Source organism: Ideonella alba (genome assembly GCF_018069875.1).
GTDB classification, from domain to species: Bacteria; Pseudomonadota; Gammaproteobacteria; order Burkholderiales; family Burkholderiaceae_C; genus Ideonella; species Ideonella alba.
In genome coordinates this window covers 400,236-425,010 of the sequence record NZ_JAGQDF010000005.1, presented here as the reverse complement: position 1 = coordinate 425,010, position 24,775 = coordinate 400,236, and the positions used below count along the sequence as shown (strand labels likewise).

At 70.2% G+C, this 24,775-nt stretch carries 23 protein-coding genes and 1 riboswitch; of the genes, 13 read left to right on the top strand and 10 right to left on the bottom strand.

Annotation, left to right across the window (positions count from 1 at the left end; genetic code table 11):
• Positions 1-5: 5 nt before the first annotated feature.
• The 3 genes from msrA to KAK07_RS11530 form a co-directional block, all read right to left on the bottom strand.
• On the bottom strand, positions 6-560 hold the full coding sequence (gene msrA / locus KAK07_RS11540) for a peptide-methionine (S)-S-oxide reductase MsrA (protein ID WP_247664323.1): 555 nt from the start codon (positions 558-560) through the stop codon (positions 6-8).
• A gap of 63 nt (positions 561-623) precedes the next feature.
• The gene (locus tag KAK07_RS11535) at positions 624-4,319 is read right to left on the bottom strand and encodes a DUF748 domain-containing protein (RefSeq protein ID WP_210860801.1); all 3,696 of its coding nucleotides are present in this window, start codon (positions 4,317-4,319) and stop codon (positions 624-626) included.
• 296 nt (positions 4,320-4,615) lie between these two features.
• The gene (locus KAK07_RS11530; protein WP_210857031.1) at positions 4,616-6,166 is read right to left on the bottom strand and encodes a UbiD family decarboxylase; all 1,551 of its coding nucleotides are present in this window, start codon (positions 6,164-6,166) and stop codon (positions 4,616-4,618) included.
• A 259-nt stretch (positions 6,167-6,425) separates the two neighbouring features.
• Here KAK07_RS11530 and KAK07_RS11525 point away from each other — a divergent pair, with 259 nt between their 5' ends.
• From KAK07_RS11525 to nrdR, 3 genes are all read left to right on the top strand, one after another.
• Positions 6,426-7,304, top strand: coding sequence for a lytic transglycosylase domain-containing protein (locus KAK07_RS11525; RefSeq protein WP_210857030.1), 879 nt, complete (start codon positions 6,426-6,428; stop codon positions 7,302-7,304).
• Between the two features lie 34 nt (positions 7,305-7,338).
• Positions 7,339-7,476: riboswitch (ZMP/ZTP riboswitch) on the top strand.
• A gap of 63 nt (positions 7,477-7,539) precedes the next feature.
• Positions 7,540-8,790, top strand: coding sequence for a serine hydroxymethyltransferase (glyA, locus tag KAK07_RS11520; protein WP_210857029.1), 1,251 nt, complete (start codon positions 7,540-7,542; stop codon positions 8,788-8,790).
• Positions 8,791-8,815: 25 nt separating this feature from the next.
• The gene (gene nrdR, locus KAK07_RS11515) at positions 8,816-9,259 is read left to right on the top strand and encodes a transcriptional regulator NrdR (RefSeq protein ID WP_210804042.1); all 444 of its coding nucleotides are present in this window, start codon (positions 8,816-8,818) and stop codon (positions 9,257-9,259) included.
• A gap of 27 nt (positions 9,260-9,286) precedes the next feature.
• Here the strand turns inward: nrdR and KAK07_RS25270 are convergent, their stop codons facing one another.
• From KAK07_RS25270 to KAK07_RS11480, 7 genes are all read right to left on the bottom strand, one after another.
• On the bottom strand, positions 9,287-9,736 hold the full coding sequence (locus tag KAK07_RS25270) for a type IV pilin protein (protein WP_210857028.1): 450 nt from the start codon (positions 9,734-9,736) through the stop codon (positions 9,287-9,289).
• Positions 9,737-9,747: 11 nt separating this feature from the next.
• Positions 9,748-13,431: a pilus assembly protein gene (locus KAK07_RS11505; protein WP_210860799.1), complete on the bottom strand. Its 3,684-nt coding sequence runs from the start codon at positions 13,429-13,431 to the stop codon at positions 9,748-9,750.
• Positions 13,432-13,462: 31 nt separating this feature from the next.
• Positions 13,463-14,011, bottom strand: a complete 549-nt coding sequence (locus KAK07_RS11500) for a pilus assembly PilX family protein (RefSeq protein ID WP_210857026.1) — start codon at positions 14,009-14,011, stop codon at positions 13,463-13,465.
• Positions 14,008-14,871 carry a PilW family protein gene (locus tag KAK07_RS11495; protein ID WP_210860797.1) on the bottom strand — a complete coding sequence of 288 codons (864 nt, stop codon included), beginning with the start codon at positions 14,869-14,871 and terminating at the stop codon, positions 14,008-14,010. The genes KAK07_RS11500 and KAK07_RS11495 overlap by 4 nt, the downstream gene beginning before the upstream one ends.
• Positions 14,871-15,443, bottom strand: coding sequence for a type IV pilus modification protein PilV (gene pilV / locus KAK07_RS11490; protein ID WP_210857024.1), 573 nt, complete (start codon positions 15,441-15,443; stop codon positions 14,871-14,873). Before pilV ends, KAK07_RS11495 begins: the two co-directional genes overlap by 1 nt.
• A complete protein-coding gene (locus KAK07_RS11485; protein WP_210857023.1) occupies positions 15,434-15,964 on the bottom strand; it encodes a GspH/FimT family pseudopilin in 531 nt (176 codons plus the stop codon). The genes pilV and KAK07_RS11485 overlap by 10 nt, the downstream gene beginning before the upstream one ends.
• Positions 15,965-16,099: 135 nt before the next feature.
• Positions 16,100-16,690 (bottom strand): type II secretion system protein, encoded by a 591-nt coding sequence (locus KAK07_RS11480; protein WP_210860795.1) that lies wholly within the window; start codon positions 16,688-16,690, stop codon positions 16,100-16,102.
• A 146-nt stretch (positions 16,691-16,836) separates the two neighbouring features.
• Between KAK07_RS11480 and ribD the strand changes: the two genes are divergently transcribed.
• From ribD to tolA, 10 genes are all read left to right on the top strand, one after another.
• On the top strand, positions 16,837-17,946 hold the full coding sequence (gene ribD / locus KAK07_RS11475; protein ID WP_210860793.1) for a bifunctional diaminohydroxyphosphoribosylaminopyrimidine deaminase/5-amino-6-(5-phosphoribosylamino)uracil reductase RibD: 1,110 nt from the start codon (positions 16,837-16,839) through the stop codon (positions 17,944-17,946).
• A 17-nt stretch (positions 17,947-17,963) separates the two neighbouring features.
• Complete coding sequence (gene ribBA, locus KAK07_RS11470) at positions 17,964-19,061, top strand: bifunctional 3,4-dihydroxy-2-butanone-4-phosphate synthase/GTP cyclohydrolase II (protein WP_210860792.1); 1,098 nt, start codon at positions 17,964-17,966, stop codon at positions 19,059-19,061.
• Positions 19,062-19,074: 13 nt separating this feature from the next.
• Entirely contained in the window at positions 19,075-19,539 is a 465-nt protein-coding gene (gene ribH, locus KAK07_RS11465; RefSeq protein WP_210860791.1) for a 6,7-dimethyl-8-ribityllumazine synthase, read from the top strand.
• Positions 19,536-20,135 carry a transcription antitermination factor NusB gene (gene nusB, locus KAK07_RS11460; RefSeq protein WP_210857018.1) on the top strand — a complete coding sequence of 200 codons (600 nt, stop codon included), beginning with the start codon at positions 19,536-19,538 and terminating at the stop codon, positions 20,133-20,135. Before ribH ends, nusB begins: the two co-directional genes overlap by 4 nt.
• Positions 20,136-20,148: 13 nt before the next feature.
• A complete protein-coding gene (locus KAK07_RS11455; protein ID WP_210860789.1) occupies positions 20,149-21,699 on the top strand; it encodes a serine/threonine-protein kinase in 1,551 nt (516 codons plus the stop codon).
• Positions 21,699-22,088 (top strand): TssQ family T6SS-associated lipoprotein, encoded by a 390-nt coding sequence (locus tag KAK07_RS11450; protein ID WP_210857016.1) that lies wholly within the window; start codon positions 21,699-21,701, stop codon positions 22,086-22,088. The genes KAK07_RS11455 and KAK07_RS11450 overlap by 1 nt, the downstream gene beginning before the upstream one ends.
• A gap of 8 nt (positions 22,089-22,096) precedes the next feature.
• On the top strand, positions 22,097-22,537 hold the full coding sequence (gene ybgC / locus KAK07_RS11445) for a tol-pal system-associated acyl-CoA thioesterase (protein WP_210860787.1): 441 nt from the start codon (positions 22,097-22,099) through the stop codon (positions 22,535-22,537).
• Entirely contained in the window at positions 22,534-23,223 is a 690-nt protein-coding gene (tolQ, locus tag KAK07_RS11440; protein WP_210857014.1) for a protein TolQ, read from the top strand. Before ybgC ends, tolQ begins: the two co-directional genes overlap by 4 nt.
• 7 nt (positions 23,224-23,230) lie before the next feature.
• Positions 23,231-23,659: a protein TolR gene (gene tolR / locus KAK07_RS11435; RefSeq protein WP_210860785.1), complete on the top strand. Its 429-nt coding sequence runs from the start codon at positions 23,231-23,233 to the stop codon at positions 23,657-23,659.
• A gap of 242 nt (positions 23,660-23,901) precedes the next feature.
• Positions 23,902-24,774: a cell envelope integrity protein TolA gene (tolA, locus tag KAK07_RS11430; RefSeq protein WP_247664322.1), complete on the top strand. Its 873-nt coding sequence runs from the start codon at positions 23,902-23,904 to the stop codon at positions 24,772-24,774.
• The last annotated feature ends 1 nt before the right edge of the window (position 24,775 follow it).

The window sequence follows — 24,775 nt, the reverse complement described above, 5'->3', positions numbered from 1 at the left end:
GGTATTCAGCGACGCAGCAGCGAGGTGAAACGCTGCTGGAACTTGGCCACCTTCGGCCCGACGACGAAGGCGCAATAGCCCTGCCAGGGGTTGCGCTCGAAGTAGCGGTCGTGCTCGGGCTCGGCCGGCCAGAAGCCGCTCAGCGGCGCCAGCTCGGTGACCACGCCGCCGCCCAGCAGCGCGTCGGCCTCGGCGGTGACGGCACGCACCACCGGCTCGTCGGCCGGGTCGCTCCAGTAGATGCCCGAGCGGTACTGCGGACCGACGTCGTTGCCCTGCCGGTTCAGCGAGGTGGGGTCATGGACCGCGTAGAACACCTCCAGCAGGGCCCGCAACTCGACCTGGGTGGGGTCGTACTGCAGTTGCACCACCTCGGCGTGGCCGGTGTCGCCTCGGCAGACCTGCTCGTAGCTGGGCTGCGGCAGGTGGCCGTTGGCATAACCCGACTGCACCGCGGTCACGCCGGCCACGCGCAGGTAGACCGCCTCGAGGCACCAGAAGCACCCTCCGGCGAGCGTGATCGTGCACATCCGCATGTTGTTCCCGCCTTCGCCCGACATGGGTCGATTATGCGTGTGCGCCCCGCGCCGCGCGGGGCGGGGAGACCCCGTCCCGGCAGGGACTCAGCGCACGTCGATCTGCAGGCTGGCCCCGGGCGGCGGGCCCTCCTGGCCCGACAGGCGCGGCGCGGCCAGGAACAGCCGCTCGTTGGCCAGGCCGCGGGCGCGCAGCGCGTCTCGGGCGGCCTCGGCGCGTCGGGTGGCCAGGGTCCGTGCGCTGGCCTCATCCGCCGGCATGGCGGCCTGCAGCATGGCTTCCATCTGCGCCGGCTCGGGCGTGGTGGCCAGGCCCAGCAGGTTGCGCGGCTTGTTGGGCAGCGGGGTGTCGGCGTACAGGCGGCGCAGCGCGGCCTCGCGGCGCGCGGCGTCCCAGGGCTGGGCATCACCATCCTCGCTGCGGCCCACGCTGCGCAGGCGCTGCTCCAGGGCAGCCGCCTGCAGCGCCGCGCGCTCGCGCAGCGGATCGGCAACGCCGGTGATGGTGAGCTGCAGCGCCGGACGCTCGGCCAGCGAGCGAGCCACCTTGCCCAGCGCTTCATCGGCCGCCGGCGCCAGGCGGGCCGTGCCGGGCTCGAAGGCCACCTGGCCCAGGTCCTCGCCGCCGCCGCCCCCGGAGAGCAGCGCGAAGGGCGCCGTCAGCGCCTTGGTCAGCAGGTTCAGGATCAGCTTGATCACCAGTCCGCCGACGCTGAACTCGGGGTCGTTGATCGAGCCGCCGATCGGCAGGTCCAGGTCGATCACGCCGTTGCGGTCCTTCAGCAGGGCCACGGCCAGCAGCACCGGCAGGCGGGTGGCATCGGGGCTGTCGACCTTGTCGCCGAAGGTCAGCTGGTTCAGCACGATCTGGTTGCGCGCCTCCAGCCGGCCGTCGGGCTGGACCTGGTAGCGCAGGTCCATCGACAGCTTGCCGCGCTCGATCGCATAGCCGGCGTACTTGGCGGCGTAGGGCGACAGCGGCGTCAGCTCCAGGTCGGTGGCACGGGCGCGGATGTCCAGCACCAGCGGATGGGCGGTGGGCTTGAGCTTGCCCCGGATGTCGAGCTGTCCGGTGCCGGCCACCCGGCCGGCCAGTTCCACCGTGGCCAGGTCCTCGGCATCCCAGCGGTAGGCGCCGATGGTGCCGCCCAGCTCGCTGATCGCGGCGCTGTAGTTGGGACGGATGTAGCGGTCGGCGAAATCCACCCGGCCGTTGCGCAGTTCGACGCCGCCCAGCACCAGTTGCAGCGCAGGCGCGCTGGCCGACGCCGCGGGCGCTGCCGCGCTGGCGGCTGCGACCGACGCAGCGACCGGCGCCGAGGCCGCCACGGACGGTGCCACTGCGCCCGACTCGGACGCGGACTGAAGGTCGTTGAGGTTCAGGTGGCCCTGCTCGGTCACCACCAGCGAGGCATAGAAGTCGCTCAGGCCGACCTTCCTGAGCACCAGCCGCGGCGCCTGTCCGGGCGCCGAGCGCCACTCCAGACCGTCGAGCGACAGCTCACGCCAGCTGAGCAGTTCGTCGCCGGCCGAGGGCTTGCCCCGGGCGCCGAGCAGGCGCAGGTCGGCCACCCGCGCCTGGCCGGCCGCCGACACGGCCAGCCCGGCGGGCTGCACCTGGGCGTCGACACTGCCCTGCCAGTCGATCGCGGCGCGCGCCAGCGTCACCGGCAGCGCATCAGCGGCATAGGGGGCCAGCAGGTGGGCCGGCCACTGCTGTGCCTGGATCTTGCCCTGCCAGGCCAGCGACGGCGCCAGCGAGAGCCGACCGTCCCAGCGCAACTGGCCGGCGCGCGGCGCGCCGCGCTGGGGCCGCTCATTGGCGGCCGCCAGCCGCAGCTCGCCGCTCACCGGCATGGGCGCGCCAGCCACCGCGGGCCAGCGCAGCGGGCCGAGCTGCAGCGCCACGCCATCCAGCAGCATGGCGACCGGGTCGCCCCCGGTGGCGGCGTCCTGCCATTGCAACTGGCCGCCGCGCACCTGGAGCCGCTCCAGCGCCAGCGTCCAGGGCGCCGACTCACCAGAGGCCGCAGCCGGCTGCGGCACCAGCCAGTCCTGCGCGCTGAGCCGCCCGGCCGCGTCGCGCGACAGCACCGCCTGCGGCGACTGCCAGGTCACCCGGTCGATGCGCACGGCGCGGCGCGCCGGATCCACCTGCACCGGGCCCAGCTCCAGGGCGGTCCAGGCCAGCGGGCGCTGCGTGCCGTCGGTCAGGCGCAAGTCGTCCAGGCGCGCGCGCTGGAGGCTCAGGGCCGTCGGCAGGCCTTCGGGCAGGCCGGTCCAGTCGGCCTGCGCCTCGACGGTGAGGCGGCCGTCCAGGCGCGGTTGCAGCAGCGCAGCCAGATAGGGCCGCCAGGGTGCCAGTCCCAGGTCGCTGGCCTGCAGGCGGATGCCGCTGCGCGCGGCGCTCAGCGTGGCCTGGGCACGCAGCTGGCCCGCCGCCGAGGCTGCCGGGGCCACCGCCGCTGGCAGCCCCATGGTGGCCTCTGCCTGAACCGTGGCGTCGCCCACGGGCCAGCGCAGGTGCTGCACGCTCAGTCCGATGTCCTGCAACGCAAGCTGCGCAGCGGGCTGGGTGGTGGCGTCCTGCCAGGTCAGCGCGTGGTCGGTCAGCTGCAGGTCGTCCAGTTGCACGGTCCAGGCGGCCGATGCTGGCGACGCCGGCGTCGACGCGGGTGACGACGGGGGCGCCGCAGGTGACACGGCAACGCGTCCGGGCGTGGGTGCGGTCATCCAGCCCGCGAGCCGGCCCGAGGCCTCGCGGCGCAGCTGCCAGCGCGCGCCGCTCCAGACCAGCCGCGCCAGATGGACCTGGCGTTGCAGCGGCTTGACATCGGCCAGACTCAGGTTCAGCTGCTGCCAGGCGAGCAGCGGCTCACCGCGCGCGGACACCAGCTGCGCATCACTGATGCCGAGCTGGCCTTGCAGGCTCACCGTGGGCGCGGCACCGACCGGCGCGCTGAAGCGCAGGCGCAGCGCCGAGTGCAGGCGGCCCGCCTGCAGGTGCACTGGTACCGCCTCCGGCCAGTAGGCCTGCCAGTCGGCCAGGTCCAGGCCGTTCAGGTCCAGGCGCAACTCGCCGGCGCGCTCCTTGGCGAAGGGGCGTGCCTGGGCGCCGGTGTCGACCTCGGTGCCGTTCAGGCGCAGTCGCAGCCGCGGCTCGACCAGGATGGCCACGTCGTGCTCATCGAGGTTCGACACCACCGGCAGGCCCAGCTCGATCGCGGTGAGCCGGTGCACCCGCTTCGCAGGCCGGTCATCCAGGGCGATGTCGCCATCGGTCACGCGCAGGTTGTACAGCGCCAAGCGCAGCGGCGCTGCCCCAGGCTCGGACGGTTGCGCAAAGCGCGCGAGCAGGTCATCGATGCTGTAGCGGTTGGCGTCCAGGCGCGCCAGGGTCAGGCGCGGCCGCTCGATCTGCAGCGCGTCCAGCACCGGCGCACGCTGCCACAGGCTGGCCAGCGACAGGTTGGCCGAAACGCGGTCCACCTGCAGCAGCGGCGGCGTGTCCGCAGACTGCCCAGCCACGGTGAGGCCCTCGACCTGGGCGTTGAGGGTGAGCGGGTTGAAGGCCAGGCGCTCGATGCGCACCGCGCGACCCAGGGCCTGGCTGGCTTCGCGCTCCACCATGCCGCGCAGCAGGCCGGGCAGCACCAGGGCCAGCGCCACCAGCACGAGCCAGAGGATGGTGACGGCGGCGGCGATCCGCGCCAGCCGACGCACGGCCGGCTGCTGCCAGCGTTGAGGACGGTGCGCGGGGGTCGGCGGCGGTTTCGGGGACATGGGCGACAGCGCAGGTGAAAAGAGGATTCTGCGCGATCCGTGACCCAGGCTGTGCCCGCCGCCGCGCGCTGCAGATACCCCAGAAACGACGAAGCCCCCCAAGCCGATGACGACCGGGGGGCCTGTGGGCAGCTTCACTGCCCAGTGGAGATCCGGCGGTAATCGGGCCGGGGCTCCATGGGACGCCGGAATGGCGCCCGGTGGGATGCCATCGCAGTGGACGGCGATGCAAGATTACGCCCGGCGCGCGGCGGATGCAAGCGGTATTCGCGTCCTTGAAGAGGACTTGATCAGGCTCAGGAAAACAGCCGCTGATACAGCGCGTCCATGCGCTCCTGCACCGCGCCGTCCATGGTGATCGCCCGGCCCCATTCGCGCTGGGTTTCACCCGGCCATTTGTGGGTGGCGTCCAGCCCCATCTTGCCGCCCAGGCCGCTGACCGGCGAGGCGAAATCCAGGTAGTCGATCGGCGTGCCGTCCACCAGCGTGGTGTCGCGCACCGGGTCCATGCGGGTGGTGATGGCCCAGACCACCTCCTTCCAGTCGCGCACGTCGATGTCGTCGTCGACGACGACGATGAACTTGGTGTACATGAACTGGCGCAGGAAGCTCCACAGCCCGAACATCACGCGCTTGGCGTGGCCGGCGTAGGCCTTGCGGATCGAGACCACCGCCATGCGGTAGCTGCAGGCCTCGGGCGGCAGGTAGAAGTCGACGATCTCCGGAAACTGCTTCTGCAGGATCGGCACGAAGACCTCGTTGAGCGCCACGCCCAGCACCGCCGGCTCATCGGGCGGCTTGCCGGTGTAGGTGCTGTGGTAGACCGGATCGCGGCGGTGGGTCAGGCGGTCGATGCGCAGCACCGGGAACCAGTCCTGCTCGTTGTAGTAGCCGGTGTGGTCGCCGTAAGGACCTTCGAGCGCGTGCAGGTAGCCGCCGATCGACTTCAGCGGCACACCCTGCTCGCTCACCCCTTCATAGCCGTCGGCAGCGGTCGGGATGTGGCCCTCGAAGACCACCTCGGCGCGCGCCGGCACCTGCAGCCACAGACCGCCCTCTCCCACCTGGGTGTCGACCAGTTCCGTCCGCCCGCCGCGCAACAGGCCGGCAAACTGGTACTCACCCAAGGTGTCCGGCACCGGGGTCACGGCACCCAGTGTGGTGGCCGGGTCGGCCCCCAGCACCACGGCGATCGGGAACGGCTGTCCTGGGTTGGCCGCCGCGAACTCGCGAAAATCCAGCGCGCCACCACGGTGCGCCAGCCAGCGCATGATGACCTCGCGCCGGCCGATGACCTGCTGACGGTAGATGCCCAGGTTCTGCCGGCTGCGGGGCCGCGCCACCGACTGCGGACCGCGGGTGACCACCAGGCCCCAGGTGATCAGCGGCGCAGCATCGCCGGGCCAGCAGGTCTGCACCGGCCAGCGGCCCAGGTCCACCTCGGCGCCCTCGACCACCATCTCCTGGCAGACGCCCTTGCTGACCCGCGCCGGCTTCATGTCCCACAGCGCCTTGGCCATGTCCCACAGGCGTCCGGCCTCGCGCAGCGAACGGGGCGGGTCCGGCTCCTTCAGTGCGGCCAGCAGGCGGCCCACGTCGCGCAGCGCGCCCACATCGTCCACGCCCAGACCCCAGGCCACCCGGCGCGGCGTGCCGAACAGGTTCAGCAGCACCGGAATGTTGTAACCAGGCGTGTTCTCGATCAACAGCGCCGGGCCGCCGGCGCGCAGCACGCGGTCGGCGAGTGCTGTCATTTCAAGCCGCGCCAGCACTGGCTCTGCGACCCGGCGCAGTTCGCCACGGTGTTCGAGCTGCGCCATGAAGTCGCGAAGGTCCTTGTATTTCATAGCCAATTGTTATTGATTTCAGTGGCCTTATGCTTGACCAGTTATTTTGACGCTTCCTACAATCCGCCCCGACGTTCGAATACGGGTTTCCCCTGCTGAATGCAACAACAGCCTGGAGGGAACCCGACGCCTGGTCTGCGAACACAAGGCCCACGATGGCCCGCCGCTGCGGCGCGCGACCACTGATTATCACCACCGGCCGCCCCGCCACTGGGGCCTGGGCCCTCCCGCCACCGGTGGTACAGACGAAAGGATGGACATGCGCTTTTCACGATGGTGGAAGGACGTGACCGAGGCTGGCCGCCACAGCGCAGGCGTGTTCCTGCGCGACGTGGGCGGCGGTCTGCTCGAGGTCAGCCACAATATGCTGGCGCTGCTGGGCCTGCTGGTGCTGGCCGCCGTGGCCTTCGTGGCCGGGCGCGCCGACCTGCGCACCAGCTTCGAGCAGCAGGCCCTGGGCTGGCTGCAGGAGCGTCACGCCGAGCGGCAAGGCCCCGAACTGCTGGACATGCCGGCTGATCCGGCGATGGTCCGCACGCTGGCGACCGAAGTGCACACGCTGAACCGGCCGCAGGCCGCCGTCACGCAGTGGATCTCGCGCCGCTACCGCGTGGCGCCGGAGCCGGTGGCCCGCCTGGTGCAGGAAGCCTGGACCGTGGGCCAGCGCGCGGGCCTGGAGCCCACGCTGCTGCTGGCCATCATGGCCATTGAATCGGGCTTCAACCCGTTTGCGCAGAGCCCGGTGGGCGCGCAGGGCCTGATGCAGGTGATGACCCGTGTGCACAACGACAAGTACGAGTCCATGGGCGGCCGCCTGGCCGCCTTCGACCCGGTGAGCAACCTGCGCGTGGGCGTGGCCGTGCTGCGCGAGTGCATTGCGCGTGCCGGCTCGCTGGAAGGCGGCCTGCGCTACTACGTGGGTGCGGCCAACCTGGACGACGACGGCGGCTACGCCGGCAAGGTGCTCTCAGAGCACCGTCACCTGATGGCGGTGGCGGCAGGCCAGAACGTGCCGGTGACGGCACCGAACACCGTGATCGCCGCGCCCAGCACGGCCAGTGCGCCTGCGGCCGCCGCCGCGGCCAGTTCTCCGCTGACCACCGACCCCGTGCACGAGCAGGTGGCGCTGGCCGGCTGAGCGGCACACCCGTTACACTGCGGGCTGACAACACGACATCACGCGCGACTGGCGACAGGGCGTGACGGCCACCCTCCCCGGGTGGCGTCCGCTGCGAGGTGGATCACCACCGGGAAGCGCGGGGGCCGACATGTGATGCGGCCCTGAACTGCCGTTCGCCTGGGCAACCCGCCGATGGCCGCCATGCAGCGACCATCGCGCCGGGCCGCGCCACGCCACACCAAGGATGACATCCATGTTCGACCGCACCCAATCGACGATCGACCGTGTCGACCCGGAGCTGTTCGCCGCCATCGAGGCCGAGAACCGCCGCCAGGAAGAGCACATCGAGCTGATCGCCTCCGAGAACTACACCTCGCCGGCCGTGATGGCTGCGCAGGGCTCGCAGCTGACCAACAAGTACGCCGAAGGCTACCCGGGCAAGCGCTACTACGGTGGTTGCGAGAACGTCGACGTGGTCGAGCAACTCGCCATCGACCGCGCCAAGCAGCTCTTCGGGGCCGAGTACGCCAATGTGCAGCCCAACAGCGGCTCGCAGGCCAACCAGGCGGTGTTCTTCGGCCTGCTGCAGCCGGGCGACACCATCATGGGCATGAGCCTGGCCGAAGGTGGCCACCTGACGCACGGCATGCCGCTGAACATGTCGGGCAAGTGGTTCAAGGTGGTGTCCTACGGTCTGAATGCCCAGGAAGACATCGACTACGACGCGATGGAGCGGCTGGCCCACGAGCACAAGCCCAAGCTGATCATCGCCGGGGCATCGGCCTTCGCGCTGCGCATCGACTTCGAGCGTTTCGCCCAGGTGGCCAAGGCCGTCGGCGCCTACTTCATGGTCGACATGGCGCACTACGCCGGCCTGGTGGCCGCGGGCGTCTACCCCAACCCGGTGCCGCACGCCGACGTGGTCACCTCGACCACCCACAAGAGCCTGCGCGGCCCGCGTGGCGGCATCATCCTGATGCGCGGTGAAGAGGTGGCCAAGAAGATCAACTCGGCGATCTTCCCCGGCATCCAGGGCGGTCCGCTGATGCACGTGATCGCCGGCAAGGCGGTGGCCTTCAAGGAGGCGCTGTCGCCCGAGTTCAAGGCCTACCAGCAGCAGGTGGTGAAAAACGCCGCCGTGCTGGCCGAGACGCTGAAGGCGCGCGGCCTGCGCATCGTCAGCGGCCGCACCGAGAGCCACGTGATGCTGGTGGACCTGCGTCCCAAGGGCCTGACCGGCAAGGAGGCCGAGGCCATCCTGGGCCGCGCCCACATGACCTGCAACAAGAACGGCATCCCGAACGACCCACAAAAGCCCATGGTCACCAGCGGCATCCGCCTGGGCACGCCGGCGATGACCACGCGCGGCTTCCAGGAAGAGGAGGCCCGTCAGACGGCCCACCTGATCGCCGACGTGCTGGACAACCCGCACGACGAGGCCACCATCGCCCGCGTGCGCGAGCAGGTGTCGGCGCTGACCCGCCGCTTCCCGGTCTACCGCTGATCGGTATCCCCAGGCGGAGACGGCGATGCGCTGCCCCTACTGCGGACACGACGAGACCCAGGTCGTCGAGACCCGGGAGTCCGATGAGGGCGACGTGGTGCGCCGGCGGCGCAAATGCCACCGCTGCGAGAAGCGCTTCACCACCTACGAGCGGGCCGAGATCTCGCTGCCGGCGGTGGTCAAGCGCGGTGGTGCGCGGGTGGAGTTCGACCCCGAGAAGCTGCGCGCGTCCATGACCCTGGCGCTGCGCAAGCGTCAGGTGAGCATCGAACAGGTGGATGCCGCGCTGGAGCGCATCCAGGAGAAGCTGCTGGCCAGCGGCCTGCGCGAGGTGCCGTCCACGCGCGTGGGCGAGCTCGTGATGCGCGAGCTCAAGCGCCTGGACAAGGTGGCCTACGTGCGCTTCGCCTCGGTCTACCGCAGCTTCGAGGACGTCGACGAGTTCAGTCGGCTGATCAAGGAGATCTGAGGCCGGGCGCCACGCGCCCGGTGGATCTCAGCGCCAGCAGGTGGGAACGTCGCCGTACTGGCTGCCCTTCTGCCCCAGGTCATTGAGCGTCAGGTTGCCGCACTTGGCGTCGGCCGTCACCGGCTTGGCGGTCAGGGTGTAACTGCGCTCGTCCGAACCCACCGCCACTTCCACCGTGTAGGTCTTGGCGCCACCATCGCGGGGAATCGACTTGTAGGAATCGGGCATCTTCTTGTCGGCGTCCTTGTAGGTGTTCAGCGCCGCGTAGTAGCGCTGCATCCACTGTGCCGCTTCCATCAGCCCCGCCTGGGCCCCTGAGCGGCGGCCACGCGCCACCTGCTCGGTATACGCCGGGTAGGCGAAGGCCGACAGGATGCCCAGGATGGCCACCACGATCAGCACCTCGACCAGGGTGAAGCCCCGGGCGGGCGCGCGGGCGCTGGGGCCGGGACGGCCGGGCGACGATTCAGGGGTCATGCTGTCGTTCCTCACTTGGGCTGCGGCGGGTTGACGATCTCGCGCCAGACACGGTCAATGACCTTCTGGGCCGTGGTGCCGCAGGCCAGGCGGATGGCCTTGCCGCGCGGGTCGGTGTCGAAGTCCCAGACGATCTTGAAGCCGTCGACGCATTCGCTGTCGGGCGGCACGACCAGGCCGTCGGTGCCGTCGGCGTTCACGTCATAGGCACCCAGCGGCTTGTCGTTCTCGTCGATCTTGCCGTCGTTGTTGGTGTCGACGATGGGATCCTTGGGCGGCAGGCCTTCATGGGCACGGAAGATGAAGTTCGTGCCCGAACCGCTGGTGACCTCGCACTCGGCCGCCTTCGGCGCCGGCACCATGCTCTGCACGAAGATGTAGTCATCGAAGATCGGCTGCACCGGATAGATGACCCGCTGCCCGGCCTTGGTCAGCTCCAGGTACCAGCCCTTGCGGACATTCCAGTCCATGTCCTCGCCCTCGATCGGGTAGAAGGTGCGGGTGACACCGCCCACCGTGATGGTCGTGGCCGCACCCAGGGTGCGCTTGGACAGCACACCGCGGATATCGGTTCCGCCGTAGTAGGGGCTGCTCAGACCGTCGGTCGAATCCTTGGCCGGCGTGGGATCGAGCACGCCGTAGATCGTCTGCTGGCGGGCGGAATCGGCGTCGGTCTCGTTCAGCAGGCGACCCGTGCCGAACACGACGAGCTGGCCATTGCCGAACTTGAACGGCATGCTGTAGGGGGCCGTCGTGATCGATTGCGGCGTCACGCCATCGGGGTCAAAGGCCTGCAGCAGGGGCTTGCCGCCGTAGCCCACCTTCCAGGTGGCACTGTTGGTGGCCGAGGCGAACTCGACCCGCCAGAGCTGGCCCTTCATGTCGCCCACATAGGCGGCCATCACGGCACCCAGATCATTGCGCACCAGCGACACACCCATCGCGCCGTTGCCACCACTGGTATCCAGCACCACCTTGTCCACCGCACCCGTGGACAGGTCGATGATCATCAGCGCGGCCTTGCCGTCGGTGCTGTCGATGCCGTTGCCGACAAAGACCTTCCAGCCGTCGGACGCGGTACCGCCCTGGATCTTGCCAACCGCGACATCACCCATCATGTAGCCGAAGTCGGGGTCGTCGGTGCTGGAGCGCTGCCACAGCACGGTGTCGGCGTCCAGTGCGGTCGGGTTGGTCGTCGGCACATGCAGCGCATAGATCGCCCGGCCGCCCGCACCCATGGTGCCAACCACCACATTGGCCCACTTGGCTGCAGCGTCGCGGCGGGTCACGATGTAGGCGTCGGCCTCGATGTGCGGGCCGTCCACCACATACTGGTGGAAGTTGGATTCGGTGCCGTAGTTCTTGGCCGCGATCTTGGCCAGCTTGGGCAGACCCGGCGAGGGCAGGAAGCCCATCACCTCATCGCCGGTGCTGCTGTCGAACGCGTGCAGCATGCCACCGTTGCCGCCCAGGAAGACCACGCCCTTGGTACGGTCGACCTTGGAGGCCAGGTAGGTGGTGTATCCGGCATCGATGCCCGAATAATCCCGTTGGACCAGGTCCTTGACGTAGACCGGTGGCGAATTGACGAAGTCCGGGTAGCGGTTGCCGCTGCGCGTGCGGTAGGGCTTGTCGGCCGCCTCGTTGCTGGTGTCACCACGCACCCAGTCGGTCAGCGTGGGGCCGTCCACAGTGCCGTCGATCTTCATCGCGGCAGCGTTCGTGGCACCCATGCCATCGGTGGAGACCTTGGGCCAGGTGAAGGGCGTGGCCTTCTTGGCGTCCGGGTTCCAGACCAGCAGGTTGCGGGCCGTCCACTCCACCGGCTTGTTCGTGGCCGTCTTGGGCTGTGAAGCCTTCCAGACGGGCGCACCGCTCTCTGCACCGACATCGGTCAATGCATAGGCTTCCAGGTCACCGTACCAGGACACCGCCTGGTACTTCGGGACGAACTTGTAGGTCCCCAGCACCTTGGTGGAGGAGTTCAACGACACGCCGGCTTCCTTCGCGGTCTTCGAGATCGCCTTGCCGATCGCATCCCGCATGGCCTTGGACAGGTCCTCGTAGCTCTTGGCCGAATAGAAATCGCCGCCGGTGTTGACCGCTGCGTGCCAGAGGTCATCGACCTTCTGGGCCGAGCCCGCCGATGGATCGGGCCAGTTCTTCGCGCCGCTCTTGATCTGGGCCAGCGTGGTGGCCTTGTTGGCGGCCGTGGAATCCAGCGTGCCCACAACGCCCAGACCCACCGTGTACTGGGTCAGGTGCTGCCAGAAGGCGATGTCACCCTGGACCGGCGGCACCCGGTTCGCAATGCCCGGCTGCAGGTCGTTCTTGAAGTACTTGATCGCAACGTCCGCCAGCGTGTCGGAGTAAGGCGTGGTGCCGTCGGAATACGGCGGGACGGCCAGGTACTGCACGTCGGTGTAGTTGTCGGGGTTCAGGCTCCCCTCGTACTTCGGTCCGTTCGAGCCGTCGGCATTGCCGGCGGCGGTGTACGTGTCGTTGTAGTAGCCATCGGTCAACAGGAAGTTGGCCGAACGACGGCACGACAGCTTGCTCGACGCCGTGTCACCAGGCGTGCCCAGCCAGGGGTTGCTGCTGTCCTCCTTCTGGAAGTACTGGCCGATCTCGTCCAGCACGTTGCGCGTGGGCGTGCCCTCGAAGGAGGACACCTGGTGGATGCCCGACAGCACCGTCTTGAGCTGTGCAGCCGTCATCTGCTGGATGCCTTGCTGGACACGCGTCTTGGTTGAGCTGTTGTTGTAGGCGTTGAACTGGGCCCAGCCGACACGGATCTTGTCCTGGTAGTCGACCAGCGAGCGGCTGATGGCCGCCTTGGTCATGGTCTCGCGCAGGCGGTAGTAGGTGAACCAGTTGGCGAAGTTCTGCTGTTCCTCGGCCTGGGTGCAACGCGAGCCGGCGCAATCCTTGCGGTTGGCGTGCTTGGTGGCCGGTGCATAAGGTTCGGACGTGTCGTTGGTGGTGTTGAGGTTGTAGAAGGTGTACGACGTCTTCTGGTTGGGATCAACAGAGCCATCCTTCAACCGGTAGTAGATCGCCGGATTGAAGCTGCGCGAGGTCGGCGTGGCATCGCAAACCTTGTAGCTGGTGCACCAGGTCTGCTTGCCGGTGAAGATCTTGCTGAGGTCCAGCACACTGGTGGCATCGAAGACCGGATCCAGCCGGGCGTTGGTGTAGGTCGAATTCGCCATGTCGTTGGGCAGCGCATCGACGTTCTTCCAGGGCCGGTACCAGATGTCCGGGTTGTAGTAGAGCGCGTTGACATCGGGCGAGCGGAACTGCATCTCGAACACCGCCGCCTTGTTCGGTCCCAGCGCAGTGACGACGCCGCCCACGGTGTACGAGAAGGTGTACCAGTTGCCGTCGGTCCACTGGCGATAGGGTGAGCGCCGCTTGTCGTTCGGGTAACCCACCGGCCAGAAGCGCTGGTTCGCGTCGGTGGGCGAGGTGGCAATGATGACGCTCTTGCCATTGACCGTGAACGTCTCTTCGGGGATGAAGTCGAACAGCATCGACCCCGAGTCATCGATCGTCAGCATCAGGTTGGGCAGCGGCGGCGCCGCACTGCGCGCGGTCAGCGGCGACTGCGCCGGCTCGGCCCAGGCGTGGGTGGCTGCAGCCAGCAGCGCAGCGCCGGCCAGCGACCAGGCCTGGAGGGAATGGGATCGGTTCATGCGGGCCTCTCTGGATGCGGGCATGCTGCGCTCACTTGATGCGCAGGGTGGACTGCAGCCAGACCACGGAGCCGGCGGTCTGCCGGCCGGCGTCGGTCTGGTCGTAATCGGGGCTGAAGCCGCGGGCGGTGACGATGATGGTCCGGGTGCCCGGAACGGCGTCGCTCCACTCAGCCAGGCACTGCGGCACCGTGGTCGGCTTGAAGCTGCTGTCGCCAGAGGCCAGCACCGCGTCAGGCACCTTGATGGCCTGGACCGCGCTGCCGCCGTGCCAGGTGGTGAATGACTGCCAGTACGGGTCGCCCGGCGATGCGGCATTGATCGTGAAGCCGCCGATCCAGTCCTTGGATTCGCGCTCGATCTGGGTTTCGCAGAAGCGCAGCGCCAGCTGCGCCGCCTGCTGGGCCAGGGTGTGCAGCCGGGCGTTGTTCGAGACCACGTCGGAGGTCAGCGAACTGCGCATCACGGCGGCCGAGGCCAGGCCGATCACGACCAGCATCACCAGCGCGATGATCAGCGTCACGCCGCGCTGGCGCGAGGAGGAGGCGCCGCGACGGCGCGCAGACAGGGCGGGCTTCACAGGTTGGCCTTCAGGCGGTTATGGAGCAGCACGGTCGATCGGAACGCCCTGTACATGCGCTTGTCGGTGGGCGTGACCTGGGTATCGCTGCAGTTGAAGTAAGGGGTCTTGTCGTCCATGACCTCGTCGCTGCTCATCACGACCACGCACAGGCGAACCGCCACCACGTTGGCCATGTTCACCGCGGAGGCCTTGCCGTAATAGCCCACGGTCACCGGGTCGGCATTGAGGTTGGTGCTGATGCCGTAAAGCACCTGCAGGTCGGCGATGTTCTCGACCAGTGCCTGCGGCGTGCCGCCGCCATTGCCCCGGCAGAACAGTGCGCCGCGGCCATCCACCCCGCTGGCAACGTAGAAGGTGCTGGTGTTCAGGTAGTAGGCGTTGGGCGCCGTGCCGATGCTGGTCAGCGCGTTGCCCAGGCAGTCCAGCGGCTTGCCGCCGGAGGCGATGGAGTTGGCCGTGTCGGCCTCATAGGCCACCGACACCGCGTCCTTCAGGGCATCGTTGCCCGTGGTGTCGGCGCAGGCCAGCGCGTCAATGGCGGCAGTGACATCCTTGAAGCTGCCATCGCACCCCACCACTGCCGCACCGGTGTAGATGCGTTGAAAGCCGCTGGTGGTCACCCCGGAGGGTCGGCTGTAGCCGGCCTGGGCCAGGTGGGTGCGCAGCACGCCCAGCGCGGCGCTGGCGTCCTCGGTCATCTGGGTGAGCGCGCGGGTGTGGCGGCTGCTGACGGAAATCGCGAAGTAGCCGGCCAGCAACGCGGCCACGACCATCATCCCGACCATCAGGGACACCATCAGCTCCACCAGCGTGAAGCCGGCCTGTCCCGGTGCGCGGCGCATGTGGGCGGTCCTCATCACAGTGCCACCCGGAAATACATGCAGCGCGGCTGCGGGTTGAGGTCGCGGAAGCCCGGCGGACAGGTCTTGGCGTTCAGGCTGTCGATGTCCTGGAAGGCGCCCACCGACAGTGCGGTCGGGTCCAGCCACGCCACCCAGACGTCCACCGCGCCGCCGGCGGCATCCAGCGCACCGGCGTCGTAGCGCACGTAGCCGGTGCCGGACGGCAGGGCATTCAGCAGCGACAGCCGCCACTGCGCCATGTCCTGGTCGGCCAGCTCCTTGGGCTGGCAGTTCAACGGCAACGCGCAGTTCACCGGGGTCGGCGTGGCGGGCGGGCTGACGAAGGCATCGGTGTGGTCGTACAGGCTGCTGCGGGCCGCTCCAACATTGGCCTTCATGCGGTCGGCGATGTCAGAGGCCATCAGGCTGGCCACGGCGCGCATCTCGCTGGCCTTGCCCAGGCGGGTGGCCGAGGCCAGCAGGCCGCCCATGGCCACCACCCCCAGCGACACCACCAGGATGGACACCAGCACCTCGATCAGCGAGGCGCCTCGCTGCTGGTGGACGGAGGACCGAATCATGCGCATGCGCCCGCTCCCTTCAACAGCGCCACCCGGCCCTGACGATTCACGCAGATCGTGCGCGCCGACCGGTCGGACCCGGTATTGGGGGCAAAGCGCACCCAGGACTGGGCATCGTTCGTCAGTGCGGCGCCATCGGCGCGCAACAGGATGCCGGTGCGGGCCAGGGTCAGCGACTGCACGCTGCCATCGGCCGCCTTCAGGCCTGCCGGGCCGGCGAACACCCGCAGCACGGGTTCGCCGGCCTCGCGGATGCCGTTGTTGTTGTAGTCCACGAAACTGATCCAGCCCTGGCTCCAGGTCCGGGACCCGGAGCACTCGGCGTTGTCGGTGGTGAGGTTCTTGCCGGCGCACACCGACACCTCGACCAGCCGTTTCATCGCCTCGCTGCGTGCCTGGCGCAGCGAGGACACCAGTTCCTCGGCCTGGGACTCGGCGATCCGACCCCCGACAAAGTCCCGCATGAAGGGCACGGCGGACATCACCAGGGCGGCCAGCACGACCAGGGTGACGGCCAGTTCGACCACGGTGAACCCCCGGCCGGACTGGCGTGCCCGGTAACCGGGACGGATTGCGACGCATCTCATACCCGGATTGTCGGCCGGACCGGGGCCGGCTTGACGCGAGCGCCGGACAAAAGGCCGCCGGGCGGCGACGAACGGTCATGCCGAGCCCGCACAGGGCAGCGCCCGGGGGAGCATGCGCAGCCGGCCGGGCTTGTTGATGCAGGCGCGCCGGGCGCCGACGATATCGGGCGCGGCGGGGTCGCCACCCTCGGGCACGAAATCGAAGTGCGAGGCCGCGTTCAGGGAAATGCCGGTGGGCATGAAGCTGATGCGGCGCATCGTGGCGATCACCCGTGGCGCGTGCGGGGGCGGCTGGATGGCCTGCAGCAGCAGGTCACTCGGTTCGAGCAGGCCGCGCCGGTCACGGTCGACGAAGACCAGCCAGCCAGCGCTCCATTCCAGGCTGTTGGCACAGACGGCCGCGGCATCGCCGGCCAGCGGGTCGCGTGGGCAGACCGTGACCACCTCGGCACGGGCCATGGCCTCGGCTCGGGCGCGGGCCAGCGCCGTCACCAGGCCCTCGACCGACTGGTCGACGCTGCGGGCGCGCAGCATCTGCTGCGCCGGCTGCACCGCCGCCGACGCCAGGATGGTCAGCACGGCCAGGCCGATGACCAGCTCCAGCAGGCCAAAGCCGGCGACGGCGGGCGCACGCCTCGGGGGGCGTTGAGCGCGATGACTTGGCATGGGGTCTCCCTGGTACGCGCCATCGACTGCGGCGCTGGTCCGCCACGCCGGGGCAGGCATGCGCGGTACGTCGACATGCTGCACCGACGGCGGCCGCGCGTCCCTCCCTCTGAAGGGGGGACAATCGCCACTCAACCCCGTTACCGATGCACCCCACCGATCTCGACGCCCACCACCTCGGCCAGGCCCTGACACTGGCCCGGCACGCCATCGGCCTGAGCGAGCCCAACCCGCGGGTGGGCTGCGTCCTGGTGGCACCGGGGGGCCGGCAGGTCATCGGCGAGGGCTTCACCCAGCAGGCTGGCGGCCCGCATGCCGAGGTCATGGCGCTGCGCGACGCCCAGGCGCGCGGCCAGTCCACCCGTGGCGCCACCGCCTATGTGACGCTGGAGCCCTGCGCCCACCACGGCCGCACGCCCCCCTGCTGCGACGCCCTGATCGAGGCCGGCGTGGCCCGCGTGGTGGCCGCCGTGGGCGACCCCAACCCGCTGGTCAACGGCCAGGGCATGGCCCGGCTGGCGGGGGCCGGGATCCGTGCCGAATGGGGCCCGCCCGATCTGGCCGAGCAGGCGCGGGAGCTGAACATCGGCTTCTTCTCGCGCATGCAGCGCCGCCGGCCCTGGGTGCGGCTGAAGATGGCCGCCTCGCTGGATGGCCGGACCGCGCTGACCGACGGCCGCAGCCAGTGGATCACCGGTGGCGCCGCACGCGCCGACGGTCATGCCTGGCGCGCCCGCGCCGGCGTGCTGCTGTGCGGTGTCGGCACGGTGCTGGCCGACGACCCGCGGCTGGATGTGCGCGAGGTGGCGGTCGCCCGCCAACCGGTGCGGGCGATTGTCGACACCCACCTTCAGACGCCCCCCCAGGCGCGGCTGTTCGATGCCGGCCCCTCGCTGGTGCGCCTCTACACCGCCAGCGCCGATGGCGCCGCGGCCCAGGCGCTGAGCGAGCGCGGTGCCACCCTGGTGCCCTGCCCGCTGGTGGACGGCCGCATCGATCTGGCCGCGGTGCTGGCCGACCTGCACGCGCTGGCCTGCAACGAACTGCACCTGGAATGCGGCCCCACGCTGGCGGGCGCCTGGCTGCGCGGCGGCTGGGTCGATGAGTTGCTGCTCTACCTGGCCCCGATGCTGGTGGGGCCGGGACGGCCGCTGGCCGAGCTGACGGCCCTGCCGGGCCTGGACGCGGCCACGCGCTGGCGATTCCATGAGATCACCCCGGTCGGTGAGGACCTGCGCCTGCGCCTGCGCCGCTGACGCCTACAATCCGGGCGATGCCGATTTCCCCTGTCCCCGAGCTGGTCGCCGAACTGGCGGCCGGCCGCATGGTGGTCCTCGTCGACGAGGAGGACCGCGAAAACGAAGGCGACCTGGTCATGGCCGCCGACCATGTCACGCCCGAGGCGATCAACTTCATGGCCCGCTTCGGGCGTGGACTGATCTGCCTGACGCTCACCCGCGAGCGCTGCGAACGCCTGCGCCTGCCGCCAATGACGGCGCGCAACGGCACCTCGCACGGCACCGCCTTCACGGTGTCGATCGAGGCCGCCGAAGGTGTCACCACCGGCATCAGCGCCGCCGACCGCGCCCGCACCGTGCAGGCCGCGGTGGCCCGCGATGCGCGCGCCTCCGACCTGGTGCAGCCAGGCCACATCTTCCCGCTGCAGGCCCAGGACGGCGGCGTGCTGATGCGCGCCGGCCACACCGAGGCCGGCTGCGACCTGGCCGCAATGGCCGGCCTGAGCCCTGCCGCCGTGATCTGCGAGATCATGAACGACGACGGCAGCATGGCCCGGCTGCCCGACCTGGAAATCTTTGCCAAGACCCATGGCCTGAAGATCGGCACCATCGCCGACCTGATCACCCACCGCAGCCGCCACGAGACCCTGGTCACGCGCGCCGGCCAGCGCCGCCTGGTCACGGCCCAGGGCGAGTTTGACGCCCATGTCTTCCGCGACCACTCCGGCGGCGTGCACCTCGCGCTGTCGGTGGGCCGCTGGTCACCCACGGACGAGGTGCTGGTGCGCGTGCACGAGCCCTTCACCGTGGTCGACCTGCTGGACCATGCCAGCAGCAACCGCCATTCCTGGGGCCTGCCGCAGGCCCTGGCACGGCTGCAACAGGCGGGCCAGGGCGTGGCGGTGCTGCTGAACTGCGGCCGCGAATCCGCCGATGGCCTGCTGGCGCAACTGCTGCCCCAGGACGCCGACACCTCCCCGCGTCCCAGCGTGGACCTGCGCACCTATGGGGTGGGCGCGCAGATCCTGCGCGAGCTGGGCATCACCCGCATGAAGCTGCTTGGCAGCCCGCGCCGCATGCCCAGCATGACCGGTTTCGGGCTCGAGGTGAGCGGCTTCGTCGCTGCCGACTGAACACGAGGACCCCATGCAAGGCGCCAACCAGGGCCAAAGCGGATCGCTCGACGGCCACGAGCTGTCGATCGCCATCGTCCGTGCCCGATTCAATGACGACATCACCCGCAAGCTCGCCGAAGCCTGCCTGGCCGAGCTGGCCGCGCTGGGCGTGGCCGAGCGGCACATCGAGATGGTCACCGTCCCCGGTGCGCTGGAGGTGCCGGTGGCCCTGAAGGCCCTGGCCGACAGCGAGGACTTCGACGCGCTGATCGCGCTGGGCTGCATCATCCGCGGCGAGACCTACCACTTCGAGCTGGTGGCCAACGAGAGCGGCGCCGGTGTCACCCGGGTGTCGCTGGACCACCAGATCCCGATCGCCAACGCCATCCTCACCGTCGAGAACGAGGCCCAGGCCTGGGCCCGCGCCGAGGACAAGGGCCGCGATGCCGCGCGCGTGGCCGTCGAGATGGCCAACCTGCTGGACGCGCTGCCATGAGCGGCAAGAAACCCGGCAGCCGCGCGCCTCGCGATCCCGGACACCAGCAGCACATCGCCGCGCGTCGCCAGGCCCGTGCCTACGCGCTGCAAGGCCTGTACCGCTGGCTGCTCAACGGTCAGGATCCCTCCACGCTGCTGCCCGAGGTGCGCGAGTTCGCCCTGCAGTCCATCGTCGAGCGCCTGTCCACCCAGGGCGGCGCCGAGCTGTCGGCGCCCGAAGACCTCAGCGTCGACGAGGTGCAGGCGCAGATCCGCCGCCAGGCCGAGGCCGAGTTCGAGACCTGCGACACCGTGCACCTGGATGCCTTGCTCTCGGGCTGCATCGAGACCGCGCCGCAGCTCGATGAAACGCTGCGCCGCTACGTCGACCGGCCGACCGAGCAGCTCTCGCCGGTCGAACATGCGGCCCTGCTGATCGGCGCCTATGAACTGGCGCACTGCGTGGACGTGCCCTACCGCGTCGCCATCAACGAAGCCGTCAACCTGGCCAAGGCCTTTGGCGGCACCGACGGCCACAAGTACGTCAACGGCGTGCTTGACAAGGCTGCCGCCCAGCTGCGTCCCGCCGAGGTGGCGGCCGCCCGCGGGGGCTGAGCCTGCCCGAGCGATGCGCTGGACCCTGCCTTTCCTGCGCAAACGGCCGATGCCGGCTGATGCGGTGGACTCCGGCTTCGAGTCCACCGTGGTCGAGGACCTGCCCGCCGCGCTGCGTTCGGCCAGTGCCGCAGCGGCCCAGGCAGCGGCCGAGGGTCCGGCCACCCAGGCCTCGATCGGCCATGTCGGCCGCTACACGCTGCGCTCGGTGCTGGGCGAGGGCGGGCTGGGCACTGTCTACGCCGCCTGGGATCCGCTGCTGTCGCGCGCGGTGGCGGTCAAGACCCTGCACCTGCCGGCCTCGGCGGCGGGCGACTACGGCAGCTCGCTGGACGACCTGATCCTCAATGAGGCGCGTGCCGCCGCGCGGCTGTCGCACCCGCACATCGTCACGGTGTTCGATGCCGGGCCCTCCGAGCAGGGCGTCTACATCGCGATGGAGCCGCTGCGCGGACGCGACCTGCGCCACCTGCTGCGTGAACAGTGGCAACCCAGCCTGCTGGAGATCGCCCACCTGGTGCGGCGCGTGGCCGACGCGCTGGCCTATGCGCACGGCAAGGGCGTGATCCACTGCGACATCAAGCCCGCCAACATCTTCATGGTGGGCCGCAAGCTGCCCAAGGTGCTCGATTTCGGCATTGCCCGCGTCGCCCACCGCGATGTGCCGACGGTCGAAGGTCCGCTGGCCGGCTCGCCGTATTACCTCGCGCCCGAGCAACTGGCCGGCGGCGCGGTAGACCGCCGCTGCGACGTCTATTCGCTGGGCGTGGTGATGTTCGAGCTGCTCACCGGCCAGCGGCCCTACACCGGCGCGACCATCGAGGAAATCCACCGCGCCGTGCGCGAGGCCCCGCTGCCGCTGGCCCGCCGGCTCAATGCCAAGGTGCCGGCAGCGCTGTCGGCGATCGCCGCACGCGCCATGGCGCGCCGCCCGGAGGACCGCTATCCCTCGGCGCGGCACATGGCGATGGACCTGCGCCATTGGCTGGAATCGCCCGAAGCCGCCGCGCTGGGTGAAACCCAGGACCAGCAACGCCGACGCCTGCTGGTGCTGGCCGGCCTGTCGCTGGGTGCCGCGGGGGTGGCGGCCGGCCTGCAGGCCTGGTGGACCTCACAACGCCCGGCCACCGCGATCGGCCCGGGCCGACTGACCACCGAGGCGGCGCTGGCCAGCCCGCCACCCGGCACCGTGGTACCGCCCGCCCCGCCACCGGCATCGGCCGCAGCCGCATCGGCGCCGACGCCAGAGTCCGAGCTGGTGGCCGCCAAGCCCGCCGACACCGCCAGCCGCAAGCCCCCCCGCACCAAGGTGCGCCCGGTCGAGGTGACGGCGTCAGCGCCGCCACCGGCCCCACCCGCCCTCGGACGCGTGCAGTTGGCGGTCACCCCCTGGGGTGAGGTCGAGGTGGATGGCCGTCCGGTCGGGGTGGCGCCCCCGCTGCGTCACCTGGAGTTGCCGGCAGGTCCCCACACGATCACCGTGCGCAACGGTGATGCCCCCCCGCAGGTGCGCCACATCGAGGTCGACCCGGCCCAGCCCTCCACCCTGAAGTTCCGTTTCTGATGAGTCCTCTTGCCCTGCTGCGCACCGCCCTGGCCTGCCTGGTCAGCCTCTGGCTGGCCGCCTGCAGCACACCGCCCACCGGCGTCGCCGAGGTGCTCGACCGCCCGGCCGAGCGCCAGTTGATCGCCGGCCTGCGCCTGTACGACGACGCCCAGTACCCGGAGGCCGAGGCCGCGCTGCAGGAGGCGCTGCGCCTGCAACTGGCCAGCCCGCGCGACCGCGCGTCGGCGTACAAGACGCTCGCTTTCATCTTCTGCACCAGCCAGCGCGAGACCGAGTGCGAAGCCGCCTTCCGCGCCGCGCGGGCCGCTGATCCCCAGTTCCAGCTTGGCAAGTCCGAGGCCGGTCACCCGCTGTGGGGCCCGGTGTACCAGCGCAGCCTGCGCTGAGCCGCCGCATGAGCTTGGCCGCCGCCGCGTCAACGACCGTGTTCGAGTGGCCGGTGCGCGTCTACTGGGAGGACACCGACGCCGGCGGCATCGTGTTCTACGCCAACTACCTGAAGTTCATGGAGCGCGCCCGCACCGAGTGGCTGCGTGCGCAAGGCGTGGAGCAGCAGGCTTTGGCCGAGCGCGAGGGCGCCCTCTTCGTGGTCACCGACGCTCGGCTGCGCTACCTGGGCTCGGCCCGCCTGGATGACGCGCTGCAGGTCAGCGTCGAGCCGCAGCTGATCGGCCGCGCCCGGCTGAGCTTCCTGCAGCGCTGCCGCCTGGGCGAGCAACTGCTGTGTGAAGGCCAGATCACCGTGGCCTGCATCGACCGCGCCCAGCACCGGCCGCGCCGCATTCCCTCCGACATCATTGCCCGCCTGCAGCCGCAGGCCGACCTCACCGAATGAACCAGGACCTGTCCATCGTTTCCCTCGTGCTCCACGCCAGCTGGGTCGTCCAGTTGGTGGTGGCCGGCCTGCTGCTGATCTCGCTGGCCAGCTGGACCGTGATCTTCGCCAAGCTGGTGGGCCTGGGGCGCGTGCGCCGCGGCAACGACCAGTTCGAGCAGGAGTTCTGGTCCGGCAAGAACCTCACCGACCTGTACCAGGCGGCCGGCACGCGGCCGGACACCTCGCCGATGGAGCGGCTGTTCGCCAGCGGCATGCGCGAGTTCATGAAGCTGCGCGAGCGCCGCCTGGACACCGCCGCCCAGCTCGATGGCGCCCGCCGTGCGATGAAGGCCAGCCTGCAGCGCGAGCTCGATGCGATTGAAGGCAACCTGGGCTTCCTGGCCTCGGTGGGTTCGGTCAGCCCCTACGTGGGCCTGTTCGGCACGGTGTGGGGGATCATGCATGCCTTCGTCGGCCTGTCGAACCTGCAGCAGGTGACGCTGGCCACGGTGGCGCCGGGGATCGCCGAGGCGCTGGTGGCCACCGCGATCGGCCTGTTCGCGGCGATCCCGGCGGTGATCGGCTACAACCGCTTCGCGCGCGACATCGACCGCATCGCCATCCAGCTCGAGAGCTTCACCGAGGAGTTCTCCAACATCCTGCAGCGCAACGTGTCCGCCCCGCCGGCGGGCGCGACGCGCTGAGCCGGCCATGCCTGGCGTGATGTCCCGCGGCGGTGGCCGCCGACGCCGCTCGATGAACGAGATCAACATGGTCCCGTTCATCGACGTGATGCTGGTGCTGCTGATCATCTTCATGGTCACCGCCCCGATGATCACCACTGGCGTGGTCGACCTGCCCAGCGTGGGCAAGGCCAGGCAGCGCCCCAGCTCGGTGATCGAGGTGGTCGTGGCCGGCGACGAGAAGCTGAAGATCAAGGTCGACAGCGGCGAGCCCGCCACGATCGCCCTGCCCCAGCTGGCCGCCCGCGTGCGCGAGGCCCAGCAGGGCCGCGACGACGTGCCGGTGGTGATCTCGGCCGACCGCCAGGTCAAGTACGAAAGTGTGGTGCGCGTGATGGACACGCTGCAGCGCGCCGGCGTGCAGCGGGTGGGCCTGTCGGTGCGCTCGGGAGCCTGACATGGTGCCCCCACGCTCACTGTCGTTCGCTGCCCCCCAAGGGGGCGCTCAGTGGCTTCGGACGGCCGGGCGCCACTGGCCTATGACGCCCCCACGCTCACTGTCGTTCGCTGCCCCCCAAGGGGGCGCTCAGTGGCTTCGGACGGCCGGGCGCCACTGGCCCATGACACCCCCACGCTCACTGTCGTTCGCTGCCCCCCGAGGGGGCGCTCAGTGGCTTCGGACGGCCGGGCGCCACTGAGATGGCCTCCCTGGGTCTGCCCCCTCCGCTGATGGTGCCGCGCGAGTCGCTGCGCCCGCCCAGCGCCGACAGCCCGCGCGCCGGCCTGGCGATGTCGGCCCTGGCCCATGCGGGGCTGCTGGCGGCGCTGGCCCTGGGTGTGCAGTGGCGCACCGAGGAGCCCGCTGCCGTCAGCGCCGAGCTGTGGGCCGCGGTGCCGCAGATCGCCGCCCCCGCCCGGCCTGAGCCGGCCGAGACCCCCGAGCCCACGCCGCCACCGCGCCCGGTGGTGACGCCCCCGGCGCCGCCCCCGGCGGCCGAACGCGAGGCCGACATCGCGATCGAGAAGGCCCGCCGCTTGCGCGAGGAGAAGGCCCGCCAGGACGCCGAGGACCAGCGCCGCAAGGAGCGCGAGCAGAAAGCCCAGCAGGACAAGGCCCAGCAGGAGAAAGCCGAGCGCGACAAGGCCGAGAAGCTCGAAGCCCAGCGCAAGGAGAAGGCCGCCGAGGCCCAGCGCGAGAAGCTGCGCCAGGAGCAGATGCGGCGCATGGCCGAGCAGCTGGGCGGCGGCCCCACGGGCACGGGCGCGCCTGGCAGCACCGGCGCCGCGGCGCGCGACGCCGGGCCCTCGGCCAACTACGCCGGGCGCATCGTCGCGCGGATCAAGCCCAACATCGTGCTCACCGAAGAGGTGGCGGGCAATCCGCGCGCCGAGGTGGAACTGCGTGTGGGACCTGACGGCAGCATCGTCGGGCGACGCATCAGCCAGAGCAGTGGCTCCAAGGTCTGGGATGACGCCGTGCTGCGCGCCGTCGACCGCACCGGCGTGCTGCCGCGCGACACCGACGGCCGCGTGCCGCCGACCATTGTGGTCGGATTCAGACCCCGGGACTGAT

What these genes read in the sequence shown, in the direction of transcription:
- KAK07_RS11505 (WP_210860799.1), bottom strand. Translation starts at nt 13,431, where the DNA reads ATGAACCGATCCCATTCCCTCCAGGCCTGGTCGCTGGCCGGCGCTGCG.
- nrdR (WP_210804042.1), top strand. Translation starts at nt 8,816, where the DNA reads ATGCGCTGCCCCTACTGCGGACACGACGAGACCCAGGTCGTCGAGACC.
- KAK07_RS11530 (WP_210857031.1), bottom strand. Translation starts at nt 6,166, where the DNA reads ATGAAATACAAGGACCTTCGCGACTTCATGGCGCAGCTCGAACACCGT.
- pilV (WP_210857024.1), bottom strand. Translation starts at nt 15,443, where the DNA reads ATGCGCATGATTCGGTCCTCCGTCCACCAGCAGCGAGGCGCCTCGCTG.
- KAK07_RS11455 (WP_210860789.1), top strand. Translation starts at nt 20,149, where the DNA reads ATGCGCTGGACCCTGCCTTTCCTGCGCAAACGGCCGATGCCGGCTGAT.
- KAK07_RS25270 (WP_210857028.1), bottom strand. Translation starts at nt 9,736, where the DNA reads ATGACCCCTGAATCGTCGCCCGGCCGTCCCGGCCCCAGCGCCCGCGCG.
- tolA (WP_247664322.1), top strand. Translation starts at nt 23,902, where the DNA reads ATGGCCTCCCTGGGTCTGCCCCCTCCGCTGATGGTGCCGCGCGAGTCG.
- KAK07_RS11450 (WP_210857016.1), top strand. Translation starts at nt 21,699, where the DNA reads ATGAGTCCTCTTGCCCTGCTGCGCACCGCCCTGGCCTGCCTGGTCAGC.
- nusB (WP_210857018.1), top strand. Translation starts at nt 19,536, where the DNA reads ATGAGCGGCAAGAAACCCGGCAGCCGCGCGCCTCGCGATCCCGGACAC.
- ybgC (WP_210860787.1), top strand. Translation starts at nt 22,097, where the DNA reads ATGAGCTTGGCCGCCGCCGCGTCAACGACCGTGTTCGAGTGGCCGGTG.
- tolQ (WP_210857014.1), top strand. Translation starts at nt 22,534, where the DNA reads ATGAACCAGGACCTGTCCATCGTTTCCCTCGTGCTCCACGCCAGCTGG.
- KAK07_RS11535 (WP_210860801.1), bottom strand. Translation starts at nt 4,319, where the DNA reads ATGTCCCCGAAACCGCCGCCGACCCCCGCGCACCGTCCTCAACGCTGG.
- KAK07_RS11480 (WP_210860795.1), bottom strand. Translation starts at nt 16,690, where the DNA reads ATGCCAAGTCATCGCGCTCAACGCCCCCCGAGGCGTGCGCCCGCCGTC.
- ribBA (WP_210860792.1), top strand. Translation starts at nt 17,964, where the DNA reads ATGCCGATTTCCCCTGTCCCCGAGCTGGTCGCCGAACTGGCGGCCGGC.
- glyA (WP_210857029.1), top strand. Translation starts at nt 7,540, where the DNA reads ATGTTCGACCGCACCCAATCGACGATCGACCGTGTCGACCCGGAGCTG.
- tolR (WP_210860785.1), top strand. Translation starts at nt 23,231, where the DNA reads ATGCCTGGCGTGATGTCCCGCGGCGGTGGCCGCCGACGCCGCTCGATG.
- KAK07_RS11495 (WP_210860797.1), bottom strand. Translation starts at nt 14,871, where the DNA reads ATGAGGACCGCCCACATGCGCCGCGCACCGGGACAGGCCGGCTTCACG.
- msrA (WP_247664323.1), bottom strand. Translation starts at nt 560, where the DNA reads ATGTCGGGCGAAGGCGGGAACAACATGCGGATGTGCACGATCACGCTC.
- ribH (WP_210860791.1), top strand. Translation starts at nt 19,075, where the DNA reads ATGCAAGGCGCCAACCAGGGCCAAAGCGGATCGCTCGACGGCCACGAG.
- ribD (WP_210860793.1), top strand. Translation starts at nt 16,837, where the DNA reads ATGCACCCCACCGATCTCGACGCCCACCACCTCGGCCAGGCCCTGACA.
- KAK07_RS11525 (WP_210857030.1), top strand. Translation starts at nt 6,426, where the DNA reads ATGCGCTTTTCACGATGGTGGAAGGACGTGACCGAGGCTGGCCGCCAC.